The sequence below is a fragment of the Pantoea sp. CTOTU49201 genome, assembly GCF_032054795.1.
GTDB classification, from domain to species: domain Bacteria; phylum Pseudomonadota; class Gammaproteobacteria; order Enterobacterales; family Enterobacteriaceae; genus Pantoea; species Pantoea symbiotica.
Genome location: NZ_DAMBSA010000052.1, coordinates 1 through 12,030, shown reverse-complemented (window position 1 = coordinate 12,030; position 12,030 = coordinate 1). Strand labels below are relative to the sequence as shown.

The 12,030-nt window shown below is 57.6% G+C and carries 13 protein-coding genes and 1 riboswitch; of the genes, 10 read left to right on the top strand and 3 right to left on the bottom strand.

From position 1 onward, the window contains the following. Positions 1-166: 166 nt before the first annotated feature. Positions 167-1,042 carry a LysR family transcriptional regulator gene (locus RTY00_RS06010; RefSeq protein WP_061719084.1) on the bottom strand — a complete coding sequence of 292 codons (876 nt, stop codon included), beginning with the start codon at positions 1,040-1,042 and terminating at the stop codon, positions 167-169. A gap of 123 nt (positions 1,043-1,165) precedes the next feature. Here RTY00_RS06010 and RTY00_RS06005 point away from each other — a divergent pair, with 123 nt between their 5' ends. Then, positions 1,166-1,891: a pirin family protein gene (locus tag RTY00_RS06005; RefSeq protein ID WP_179452385.1), complete on the top strand. Its 726-nt coding sequence runs from the start codon at positions 1,166-1,168 to the stop codon at positions 1,889-1,891. A gap of 187 nt (positions 1,892-2,078) precedes the next feature. Continuing rightward, positions 2,079-3,392: an MFS transporter gene (locus tag RTY00_RS06000; RefSeq protein ID WP_312663802.1), complete on the top strand. Its 1,314-nt coding sequence runs from the start codon at positions 2,079-2,081 to the stop codon at positions 3,390-3,392. A 94-nt stretch (positions 3,393-3,486) separates the two neighbouring features. Here RTY00_RS06000 and RTY00_RS05995 read toward each other — a convergent pair whose 3' ends face one another. After that, positions 3,487-3,924, bottom strand: coding sequence for a 6,7-dimethyl-8-ribityllumazine synthase (locus tag RTY00_RS05995; RefSeq protein WP_061719087.1), 438 nt, complete (start codon positions 3,922-3,924; stop codon positions 3,487-3,489). 175 nt (positions 3,925-4,099) lie between these two features. Further along, positions 4,100-4,219: riboswitch (TPP riboswitch) on the top strand. Positions 4,220-4,348: 129 nt separating this feature from the next. Here RTY00_RS05995 and RTY00_RS05990 point away from each other — a divergent pair. From RTY00_RS05990 to fepB, 8 genes are all read left to right on the top strand, one after another. Further along, positions 4,349-5,293: an FAD-dependent oxidoreductase gene (locus RTY00_RS05990; protein ID WP_312663801.1), complete on the top strand. Its 945-nt coding sequence runs from the start codon at positions 4,349-4,351 to the stop codon at positions 5,291-5,293. Beyond that, a complete protein-coding gene (gene thiS, locus RTY00_RS05985; protein WP_061719089.1) occupies positions 5,277-5,474 on the top strand; it encodes a sulfur carrier protein ThiS in 198 nt (65 codons plus the stop codon). The genes RTY00_RS05990 and thiS overlap by 17 nt, the downstream gene beginning before the upstream one ends. Positions 5,475-5,477: 3 nt before the next feature. Continuing rightward, positions 5,478-6,236: a thiazole synthase gene (locus RTY00_RS05980; protein WP_312663797.1), complete on the top strand. Its 759-nt coding sequence runs from the start codon at positions 5,478-5,480 to the stop codon at positions 6,234-6,236. Positions 6,237-6,247: 11 nt separating this feature from the next. Next, positions 6,248-7,213, top strand: coding sequence for a HesA/MoeB/ThiF family protein (locus tag RTY00_RS05975; RefSeq protein WP_312663796.1), 966 nt, complete (start codon positions 6,248-6,250; stop codon positions 7,211-7,213). Then, entirely contained in the window at positions 7,210-7,926 is a 717-nt protein-coding gene (locus RTY00_RS05970) for an ABC transporter ATP-binding protein (protein ID WP_312663795.1), read from the top strand. Before RTY00_RS05975 ends, RTY00_RS05970 begins: the two co-directional genes overlap by 4 nt. Then, a complete protein-coding gene (locus RTY00_RS05965; RefSeq protein WP_312663794.1) occupies positions 7,910-8,644 on the top strand; it encodes an ABC transporter permease in 735 nt (244 codons plus the stop codon). Before RTY00_RS05970 ends, RTY00_RS05965 begins: the two co-directional genes overlap by 17 nt. Before the next feature lie 9 nt (positions 8,645-8,653). Continuing rightward, entirely contained in the window at positions 8,654-9,586 is a 933-nt protein-coding gene (locus RTY00_RS05960; protein WP_312663793.1) for an ABC transporter substrate-binding protein, read from the top strand. Between the two features lie 133 nt (positions 9,587-9,719). After that, positions 9,720-10,670: a Fe2+-enterobactin ABC transporter substrate-binding protein gene (gene fepB / locus RTY00_RS05955; RefSeq protein ID WP_312663811.1), complete on the top strand. Its 951-nt coding sequence runs from the start codon at positions 9,720-9,722 to the stop codon at positions 10,668-10,670. On the opposite strand, the gene entS is transcribed toward fepB, so the two are convergent. Next, a complete protein-coding gene (entS, locus tag RTY00_RS05950; protein WP_312663791.1) occupies positions 10,667-11,929 on the bottom strand; it encodes an enterobactin transporter EntS in 1,263 nt (420 codons plus the stop codon). The genes fepB and entS overlap by 4 nt on opposite strands. Between the last annotated feature and the right edge of the window lie 101 nt (positions 11,930-12,030).

Sequence of the window (12,030 nt, the reverse complement as noted above, 5' to 3'; positions counted from 1 at the left end):
ATCTTATAGCTTTCGCAGCCGTAATTTCATAAATGGAAAAGAAAGCTATAAGAGGCAGAAGAAGCGCAAACCCTAGTAAAGATTTTAACATCTCGCAAGTTGGCAGGATAAAACACGGGTAGATAGCATGCTTGAGGGAGGTCGCCATGGATGGCGACCCAACAAATCACGCCAACTTCTGCTGCAAAAATGCCATAAACACCCGATTGATCTCACTGCGTTGGCGATGCTGCGGATAAAGCGCATTGAGATGCAGCGAGGTCGGTTGCCACTCTTCTAACACCGTCACCAGCTCACCGCTTGCCAGTGCCGGTGCCACAATAAACTCCGGCAGCAGAATCAGCCCCAATCCCGCCACCGCCGCGTCACGCAGCATTTCCCCGTTGTTACTCACCATCGGCCCATGCACGCTGATCACTTTGCGCTGGTCGCCGTTAAACAGTTCCCAGCCGGTTTGGCTTTCGCGTCCGTAGCGTAAACACAAATGCTCGCTCAGCTCCTCCGGCGTACGCGGCGCGCCTGCGCCTTGCAGGTATGATGGGCTGCCACAGATCACGCGGCGAAACTCGCCCAGCCGCTTAGCGATCAGGCTCGAATCTGGCAGCGTACCGATGCGAATCGCCATATCAAATCCTTCGCCGACCATATCGACATGACGATCCGCCAACTCAACCTGAAACTGCAAGCCTGGATGCAGGCTAAGAAACTCGGCAATAAACGGCGACAGATGGCTGATACCAAACGACATCGGCACGCTCAGGCGAAAGCTGCCTTGTAGTACCTGACGACGGCCCGATACGGCCAGCTCGGCTTCCTGCACATCATCCAGAATGCGCTGCGCGTGCTGGGCAAACAGCTGGCCGTTATCGGTCACCGACAGCTTACGCGTGTTGCGATTCAGCAGCCGCGCGCCGAGTGACTCCTCCAGCGCGGCAATGCGGCGACTGACATACTGCTTCGACAGCATCAGCTGTTCAGCGGCGGCGGTGAAGTTACCGGCTTTGATCACGGCTACATAAATACGGAGATCTTCAATCTGCATATTGTCCACTTATCGGTGACAGTCATTGTCATTATGACGCATTGTTAGGCAAATCAGTTTACGTATACTTGTTTGCAACGGGAAGGGCAATCGCCCCCCAACAGCAAATTTGAGGAGCAGACCATGATTGAACAACGCCTGTCAGAACAACGCGGAGTGGGTGACCACGGTTGGTTGAATTCGCATCATACGTTCTCTTTCGCCAGTTACTGGGATCCAAAACAAACCGGCTTCTCAGACTTGCTGGTGATCAATGATGACCGCGTTGCACCGGGTCGCGGCTTTGGTGCACATCCGCACAACAACATGGAGATCATCTCCTACGTGCTGGAAGGCGCGCTGGAGCATAAAGACTCCATGGGCACCGGTTCGGTGATTGTGCCGGGTGATGTGCAGCTGATGAGCGCCGGTAGCGGCGTCACGCACAGCGAGTTCAACCACTCGAAAACCGACAATGTGCACTTCCTGCAGATCTGGATCGTGCCTGGCGAACGTAACTCGCCTCCGGGTTATCAGCAGATTTCAGTGGCGGAAAGTGACAAACGCGGTCAGCTGCGCCTGATTATTTCGCCGGAAGGGGAAAACGGTTCGCTCAGCGTGCGTCAGGATATCCGCATTTATGCAGGACTTTTTGACGGTGTCGAGCAGCAAACCCTCGCGCTGGATGCCGATCGTTACGCCTACATTCACGTAGCACGCGGCAGCATCGAAGTAAACGGCGTGAAGTTCAAAGAAGGCGACGGCGCACGCGTTCGCAACGAAAGTGCGCTGCAGTTTGCTAATGGTGATGATGCGGAAGTGCTGGTGTTTGATCTACGTCCGCTGGAAGTGAATCATCCGCAGCGTTAATGTTTAAAAAGAGAACAAAGAGCAGTGCGAGCCATCGCGCTGCTTTTTTTTATGCGCGATCACAGCGGTTGTAACACTTTTTCTTAACATTAATTGCAGTGATTAAGATCGCAATAATTATTTCCATACTCTCTTTAATAGTTAGCCAATGAACCTAAGCATCACGGCTTAACATGGAGAGGGCAGCATGCAAGAAAAAATCCCCGGAACGCGCTGGTATCGCGTCATCGCCCCAATTCTCATTACCTGCATTGTCTCATTCATGGATCGCGTCAATATCAGCTTTGCGCTGCCTGGCGGCATGGATCAGGATTTGGCGATCACCAGCCAAATGGCTGGCGTAGTGAGCGGCATCTTCTTTATCGGTTATCTGTTTTTACAGGTGCCGGGCGGACGTATCGCGGTGAATGGCAGCGGCAAACGCTTTATTGCCTGGTCGCTGACCGCGTGGATGGTGGTCTCGATCGCCACCGGTTTTGTCACCAACCAATATCAATTGCTGGCGCTGCGTTTTGTGCTGGGGATTTCCGAAGGCGGCATGCTGCCGGTGGTGTTAACCATGGTAAGCAACTGGTTCCCGGAAAAAGAGCTGGGACGCGCCAACGCCTTTGTCATGATGTTCGCGCCGTTAGGCGGCATGTTCACCGCGCCGATATCGGGTTACATCATTAATGTGCTGGACTGGCGCTGGCTGTTCATTATCGAAGGCCTGCTTTCTGCCGTGGTGCTGCTGGTGTGGTGGCTGGTGATTGCCGATCGTCCCGAAGAGGCGCGCTGGTTACCGGCACGTGAAAAGGAGTATTTGCTGCGCGAACTGGCGCGCGAAAAGGCACAGCATTTGAAAAAGGAACCGGTCAGCAAAGCGCCGTTGAAAGCGGTGTTTCGCAACTCGGGCCTGATGAAATTGGTGGCGCTCAACTTCTTCTATCAAACCGGCGATTACGGTTACACGCTGTGGCTGCCGAGTATCCTGAAAAATCTCACCGGCACCAATATGGCGGGCGTCGGCCTGCTGGCGGCGATTCCTTTTGTGGCAACGGTGCTCGGTATCTACGCCATTTCATGGTTAAGCGATCGCACCGGCAAGCGCCGTTTGTGGGTGATGGTGTCGCTGTTCTGCTTTGCCGCTGCGTTGCTGGCGTCGGTGGTGCTGCATGACAACATTGTCGCCGCCTATATCGCGCTGGTGGTGTGTGGCTTCTTCCTCAAAGCGGCAACCAGCCCGTTCTGGTCGATTCCCGGACGTATCGCTGCGCCAGAAGTGGCGGGCAGCGCGCGTGGCGTAATCAATGGTTTGGGTAATCTGGGCGGATTCTGCGGACCGTACTTAGTCGGGATCATGACGCTGCTGTATAGCCAAAATGTGGCGATCTGCTGGCTGGCGGGTTCGCTGGTGATCGCGGGAATCTTTACGCTGTTACTGCCGAAAGAGTGCGATATCAATCCGTCTGAAACGCGCCAAGATATGAAAGAAAATCATTTGATGAGTGTGAAACATTGAGTGAAGCGAGGCTGGCACTATTCTGAATATTAACCGTAGAAAGTTATAATAAATAAAAAGGGAGCGCCTGATGAGGTGCTCCCTTTTTAATGCATCAATCAATCGACAGATTGTGAATAGCCAGCGCAGCGCGCGCCGCTTCTTTGCCTTTCTTAATGAAGTGCTCGGTATAGAAGTTTTCGATAACATCAACCGGCTGGAAATTATGCGGTGTTAATGACACGGAGAACACCGGCACGTTGGTGGTCAACTGCACATTCATCAGACCATCAACTACTGCAGCGGCAACGAAATCATGGCGATAGATACCACCGTCAACCACCAGCGCAGCGCAGACAATCGCATCGTATTTGCCGGTTTCGGCCAAACGCTTAGCCAGCAGCGGCATTTCAAATGCGCCAGGTACTTCAAGCACTTTTAATTCTGCTTCTACGGATTGATCGGCTAATTCTTTTTCAAAACCCACCAGGGCATTATGGACAATTTCTTTGTGCCAGCCGGCTTTAATAAATGCAATTTTAATATTCTTCATGGATATTCCGACATCACCTGTAATTGGTTCTTGCGCATAAAATAATGTGTTTGTATACCATATGTTGCACTCCTGATCTACAAACAGGGCGTAGCGATAAATGCCTTGCTGCTTATTTCCATGTAAACGATCTGGTTATTCCGCGCTTGACGGCGACCATCGCCTGCAATACAAATAGACGCGTCGGGGGAGTCTCGCCAAAGAGACTGAGAGGCTAATAGCGCACTGCGCGGCTTAGCGACCCTTTGAACCTGACCCAGTTGATACTGGCGTAGGAAGACTGACAGTCTTGTTCTTTGGGCTGTCTGGCGCTCAGGCTAGCTTGATGGTTGCGCCATTTCCCTTCTCCTGTATCTGCGGGTCTCAGCTAACACTGAGAGGCCGATGTGAATTCCCCCTTTTTGAATATCCCGGAACCGGCGCTGTGAGCCGCTGGAGCGTGCTCGGCTGCGGCGTGGCGGGCTTGTGCGTGGCCACTTTGCTGGCGGAACGCGGCGAAGACGTCGAGGTGATTGGCGATGACGCGCGCCGTCCGGCATCGTGGTTTGCTGGCGGCATGCTGGCGCCCTGGTGTGAAGCCGAAAGCGCGCCGCGCGACGTCATCACCCTCGGACAACACGCCGCCGCATGGTGGCAGCAGCGCGTTAGCAGCGTCGAGCATCAGGGCACGTTGGTGGTTGCGCCGCCGCGCGATAGCCAGGAACTCAACCGTTTCGCCCGTATGACCGAGCAGCATCAATGGGTCGATCCCGCCAACATTGAACCGGCGCTGGAAGGGCGCTTTGCGCGCGGTCTGTTTTTCGCCGGAGAGGCGCATCTCGATCCGCGTCTGGCACTGCAGGAGATGCGAGACAAGTTGATCGCGCGCGGCGTGCCATTCAACAATCATGCACCAGGCGGCCAGATTATCGATTGTCGCGGCATCCACGCCGCGCCGGAACTGCCCCGCCTGCGTGCGATGCGCGGTGAAATGCTGATTCTGCACAGCGATGAAGTGCAGTTTTCCCGCCCAATTCGTCTGCTGCATCCGCGTTTTCCCTGCTATCTGGTGCCGCGTCGCGGCGGCCAATTTATGCTCGGCGCCACCATGATCGAGAGCGAAGACGCCAGCGCCATCAGCGCGCGAGCCATGATGGAGTTGCTCAGCGCCGCCTACGCCATCCATCCGGCTTTAGCCGAAGCGCGCGTCATTGAGAGTGGCAGCGGGCTGCGTCCGGCTTATCCAGCGAATCTGCCGGAAATCCACTATCACAATCACATCTTTTATCTCAACGGCATGTATCGCCACGGTTTTCTGCTGGCACCGATGCTGGCAGAGCAGCTGATGCAGCGTCTTTCTGGGGAATTTAAAAATGAACATTCAGCTTAACGGCCGCACCATCAGCACCCAGGCAAACAGCCTGAGCGAATTGCTGATCGAGCAGCAAATTGACGCGGCCTGCGTCGCCACCGCCTACAACGGAGCGTTTGTGCCAAAAAGCCAGTACCACACGCAGTTGCTGGATGAAGGTTGCCAGCTTGAAGTGCTGTCACCGATGCAGGGAGGTTAAGCGATGTTTTACGATTTTGAGCCGCAATCACGCTTCCTGCTCGGCACTGCCGGTTATCCTTCGCCCGCCATTTTGCAGCAGGCGATTGCCGCCTCCGGCACCGACATCATCACCGTTAGTTTGCGGCGCGAAGGTGCGGCGGGCGCAGCTTTCCGTGAATTGCTGACCGGCCTCAATATCCGCGTGTTACCGAATACCGCCGGTTGTCACACGGTGAAAGAAGCCGTCACCACCGCGCACATGGCGCGCGAACTGTTCAACACCGCGTGGATCAAGCTGGAAGTGATTGGTCATGCCGACACGCTGCAGCCCGATCCTTTCGCGCTGGTGGAAGCCGCGCGCATCCTCAGCGAAGAGGGTTTTCAGGTGTTTCCTTACACCACTGAAGATCTGATCGTCGGCGAAAAACTGCTGGCGGCGGGCTGCGAACTGTTGATGCCGTGGGGCGCGCCGATTGGTTCCGGTCAGGGCTTGCGTAACATCGACGGCCTGCGCGCCATGCGTGCGTGGTTCAGTGACATTCCGCTGATCATTGATGCCGGCATTGGCGCGCCATCGCAGGCGGCGCAGGCGATGGAGATGGGCTTCGATGGCATCCTGCTCAACACCGCCGTCGCCAAAGCCGGCGATCCGATCGGCATGGCCAACGCTTTCCGGCTGGCGATTGAAGCCGGACAAGCCGCGCGCGCTGCCGGACTGATGGAGAAGCGCGACATGGCGAGTGCTTCAACGCCGATTTTTGGCCTGGCAAATCTGAGTTGAGGCAGGCAAATATGCAACGTTATCAACGCCAGATGATGCTGCCGGAAATCGGCGAAGCAGGGCAGCAGAAACTGCTCGACGCGCGTGTGCTGGTGGCGGGCGCGGGTGGATTAGGTGCCACGCTTCTGCCGCAGCTGGTGGGCGCGGGCGTCGGCCATATTCGGCTGTATGACGACGATGTGGTGGCGCTATATAACCTGCATCGGCAAACGCTGTTTACTGAGCAGGATATCGACCAGCCCAAAGTGCTGCGCGCGCAGCAGGCGTTACAGCAGCGCAATCCGCAAGTGCAGATCGAGGCGCTGCAGCAGTCGCTGAGCGCCAGCAATGTGCAGCAGGCGCTGGCGGGATGCGATCTGGTGATCGATGCCGCCGATAACTTTGCCGTCACCTACCAACTTTCGGATGCCTGCATGAAGGCGGACATTCCGCTGATCAGCGCCTCGGTGTTGGGCAGGCAAGGTTACGTTGGCGGATTCTGTGGCGGATCGCCGAGTTATCGCGCAGTGTTCCCGCGCTTGCCGTCATCGGCGGCGAACTGCAACACCGCCGGCGTGATGGGCCCGGCGGTGGCAACGCTCGGCGCGATGCAGGCGCAGATGGCGCTCAGCGTGCTGCTGGAGTTACAGCCTTCACCGCTTGGTTGTCTGGTGAATTGCGACTTCGTGAACTGGCATTTCCGCCAGTTCCGCTTTGATGATGCGGAAGAGCCGGAACATGCGGTGCCGTTTATCGACCCGCAACAGCTCGCCGCTGATGACTGCATTGTTGAACTGCGCAGCTGTGAAGAAGCGCCGGTCAGCGTGGCGCATCGCGTTGAACGCATCTTGCCGCAGGAGATTGCGGCGTGGCAGCCGCCCGCCCAGCAGCGCATCGTGCTGGTATGCGCCAGCGGCATCCGTGCCGCGCAGGCTGCTAGCGCGCTGGCGCAGCGCGGATTTCTTCAGCTGGCGATTCTGGCGGCCAATCGCCCATGAATCAGGACATTCTCTTCAACGATGTGAGTTTTAGCTGGGGCGATAAACCGCTGTGTCAGCAGCTGAATCTGCAACTGCGCGGCGGCAAAACCACGGTACTGCTGGGACGTAGCGGCATCGGCAAAAGTACGCTACTGCGGCTGGTGGCCGGATTACTCAAGCCGCAGCAGGGCGCGGTGCAGGGCTTAAGCGGCAATGTGGCGTGGATGGGCCAGCAGGATCTGCTCTATCCGTGGTTGACGGTGCTGGACAACGTGATGCTGTCGGCGCGGCTCAGTGGCGAAAAGCCGGATCGTCCCCGCGCGTTGGCGCTGCTGGAGCAGGTGAAACTCAGCGACGTGTCGCATGCACCGCCTCAGCAACTTTCGGGCGGCATGCGGCAACGCGTGGCGCTGGCACGCACGCTCTATGCGCAGCGCGACGTGGTGCTGATGGATGAACCTTTCGCCACGCTGGATGTGATGACCAAACTCAGCCTGCAAACGCTGACCGCCGAATTACTGCAGGGCAAAACCGTGCTGCTGGTGACGCACGATCCGCTGGAAGCGTGCCGCATGGCCGACGACATTCTGCTGCTGCAAGGCCAGCCGCTAGTCATCGAAAGCTGGCCGGTTCCCGGCGGTGACGCGCCGCGTGCGTTTGATCATCCCGACGTTTTGCAGGCGCAGGCTCAACTCTTCTCTCGACTGAATACCCATGAAAACATTGTTTAGCGCGATCTACCTGATCGTGGTGCTGCTGTGTGGCTGGCTGCTGGCGCGTCACAGCGGCGTGCCAACCTTCCTGCTGCCCGCGCCGCAGGCGGTGCTCGAAGCATTGTGGCTGCATCGTCAACTGTTGTGGCATCACACGCTCTATACGCTGGCGGAAATTGTGCTGGCGCTGCTGCTGGGCGTCGGCGCGGGCGTGACGTTGGCAGTGCTGATGGCGGCTAGTCCGCTGCTGCGTCGCGTGCTGTTTCCGCTGGTCACCGCCAGCCAGGCAATTCCGGTGTTTGCCCTTGCGCCGCTGCTGGTGCTGTGGCTCGGCTTTGGTATCGCCTCGAAAGTGGTGGTGGCAGCTTTGATTCTGTTCTTCCCGCTGTGCTTATCACTGTTCGATGGATTGTGCCGCACGCCGGGCGGCTGGCTGGAACTGGCGCAAACCTGCACATCATCGCGCTTCCGCATCTTCTGGCGCGTGCGCTGGCCCGCCGCGTTACCGCAATTTTTCTCCGGCCTGCAGATGGCGGTGGTTTTGGCACCGATTGGCGTGGTGATTGGTGAATGGGTCGGCGCCAGCGAAGGGCTCGGCTATCTGATGATGCAATCCAACGCGCGACTGGAAACCGCCACCAGCTTCGCAGCACTGCTGCTGTTACTGATTCTGGCGCTGCTGCTTTCGGGCAGCGTGGCGCTGATGCGTAAGAAAATCCTCTGGCAATCTACATAAGGAAGTACCGTGAATACCCTACGAATCGCATTGACCGCGTTGCTGCTGCTGGCGACCGCTAACGTGCAGGCGGCGCAGAAAGTTCGCCTGCTGCTCGACTGGTTTATCAACCCAAATCACGCGGCGATTTTTGCTGCTCAGCACAGCGGCGCGTTTAAGAAAGAGGGGCTGGATGTGGAGATGATCGCGCCGGCCGATTCCGCGTCGGTGCCATTGCTGCTGGCGGCGGGTAAAGTCGATCTCGCCATCAGCTACCAGCCGCAGCTCTACACGCTGGTGGATAAAGAGGTGCCGGTGATCCGCGTCGGCACGTTGATTAATCAGCCGCTGAATACGCTGACCACAGTGTCGAGTGATATCCACTCGCTTAAAGATTTCGCAGGCAAAACCATCGGCTACGCGGTGCCGGGCACCGAAGATGTGGCGATCCGTAATATGCTGAAATCACAGGGCGTTGATGCTGACTCGGTGAAGCTTATCAACCTGAATATGGATGGCACCTCCGCGCTGCTGACGCACAAGATTGATGGCGCGATGACCATCTTCCGCAACTATGAGCTGCTGGACCTGAAAGACAAAGGTGCCAAGCCAACGGTGTTCAAACCGGAAGATTATGGCGTGCCTGCTTATGATGAGCTGATCATTGTGGCAAACCAGAAAACTGCCGCGCAGGACAAACGCATTCCAGCGTTTTTACGTGGTCTGGATGCAGGTGTGGCGTGGCTGCGCGCGCATCCGCAGCAAGCGTGGCAGGCGTTTATTAAACAATATCCCGAGCTGAATACCCCGCTCAATCACGAGGCGTGGCAAGCGACGTTACCGTATTTCGCGCAGCATAGCGCGGAGTTTGATCAGGCGCGGTATCAAGCGTTTGGTGAATATATGAAAGCCAATGGCGTGATTAAGGCTGTTGCGCCGATGGGGCGATATTCACTGCAGTAATCTCAACCAGGTGCGCATGAATTTGTAGGGTCGCCATTCATGGCGACCGCTCTCACATAAAGAATTTCCCTTGCACCAACATTGATTTTTGATAATGATATTTATTCTCAACAATCAAGTGATGGACAACCTGATGCGTTTCCCCGCTCTTTCTCTGCTGCTTAGCCTGTTTTTCATCTGCCCCACGACACAAGCCAGCGCCGATTGGCCGCGCACTCTCGCCACACCGAAAGGCCCGTTCACGCTGCAACAGCCGCCGCAGCGCATTGTCTCTACCAGCGTGACGCTGAGTGGCACCTTGCTGGCGATTAACGCGCCGCTGGTGGGATCCGGAGCCACCAGCCGCAGCAGCAGCGTGTCGGATGCGCAGGGCTTTTTCACCCAATGGGGCGCGGTGGCCAAAGCGCGTCAGGTTAAGCCGCTTTACATCTCGCAGCCGAACGCTGAAGCGATTGCCGCCGAAGCGCCAGATTTGATCGTGATTGCCGCCACCGGCGGCGATTCGGCGCTGCGTTTGTACGATCAACTGCAAACCATCGCACCGGTGTTAGTGATCGATTATGGCGATAAGAGCTGGCAGGCATTGACCTTGCAGCTGGGCGAGATTACCGGCCATGAAGCCGATGCTAAAAAGGTGATTGCAACGTTCGACCAACGAGTAAACGCGGTGCGTCACAAGATTACGCTGCCGCCACAGCCGACCTCTGCGCTGGTCTACTACGAAGATGGACGCGGAATGAACTTGTGGACGCCAGCATCGGCGCAGGGCGCGCTGTTGCAGGATTTGGGCTTTACGCTGGCCGCGCCGCCCGCCAGTTTTCAGGGCAGCACCAGCATGGGCAAGCGCAATGACATTATTCAGCTGAACGGCGAAAACATGGCCGATGGTATCACCGGCAACACGCTGTTGCTCTTTGCCGCTGATGAGAAAACCGTGCCGCAGGTGGCGAAGAATCCGTTCCTCGCCCATCTTCCTGCGGTGCAGCAGCACGACATCTTTGCCGTGGGTAACGACACTTTCCGCCTCGATTACTACAGCGCCAGCAATATGCTCAGCAGCATCGAGCGGCAGTTTACCCGTTAAGCTTCGGCGGTGGCGGGTTGCGGCGCGTCCGGTTGTTCACCGAGGCGCGCCGTACGCAGACCGCGCGCCGCCAGCGACAACAGCACCAGCAATCCCGCCGCCAGCCCGCCAAACCACAGCACGCTGCTCAGCGGTGCCAGCGCGCGAGCCAGCGCACCTAAACCCAATGCCCCAACAGAATCGCCGGTCACATCCTGCGCGGTGCCGAGGCTGTTGACGCGTCCCAGCAGCGCATCCGGTGTGTGATGCTGCGTCAGCATAAACTGCAACAGCGAGGCGATGGCATTGCTGTAGCCGTAACACACCAGCGCCAGCAGCGCGGGCAGCAGATGGCTGTAAAGGCCAAGCGAGGCGATACAGGCAAATGCCAGCAGCGCACATACAATCAGCACTAATCCGGGACGCGCTAGCTGCCGCACCCAGCCGCTGGTAAAGGCACCGATCATCGCGCCCAACGGCACCGCCGAGTACATCAATCCTAATGCGGACGCATCGGCGTGATAGGTCAGCGCCAGCGCCGGGAACAGGATGCGTACCGCGCCGACCATGCTGAGCAGCAAGCCAACCAGCACCACCGCGCCGACCACTTTATGCTGGCAGACAAACTGCATGCCGCTTGCCAGCGCACGCAGCGGATGCTCCGGTTCCTGCTGTTCGGGTTTCATCGACGGTAAACGCACCAGCGGAATCAGCGTTGCCAGCGTACCGATCGCGGCAACCGCGAAAGCCCAACCGACGCCTGCCGCGACGATGATCATGCCGCCGAGCGCGGGCGACAGAATCGCGCCGAGGCGCACCGTTAGCATGCTGAGCGCACCGGCTTCTGCCAGATGTTCACGTCCGACGATCAGCGGGATCACCGCCATTAGCGCGGTCATGCCGAGCGCGCCAAAGAAGCCATCCCAGAAGGCGAGGAAGTAGAGCGCCAGCAACGACGGCGCTGGGCTGAAGGCGTTGAGGCTGAGCAGCACAAAGCCGATGCCGCAGGTGCCGCGTGCGAACAGGATTAGCTTGCGGCGATCGTAGCGATCGGCCAGCACGCCGCCGAGCAGCAGGCCGATGAACATGCCGATGCCGTCAAGCATTACCGCCACGCCGACCTGTAGCGTGGATCCGGTCATTGCCTGGATTTGTACCGGCACGCCAACCGCCAGCATGCCAAGGGCGAATACCGAGAGCATGCGCGCGCAGAATATCGCGCGGAACGATGCGTTGTTTTTGAGCAAACTGAAATCTAAGAATATCGAGGGCTTAGCCATGATTCTCCAGTGTATGTGAACGAGGTCGCCATTAATGGCGACCCTACGGTGCGCGGTTGTTGCCGGTCGCCATAAATGGCGACGTTACAAAAACGCTTTAA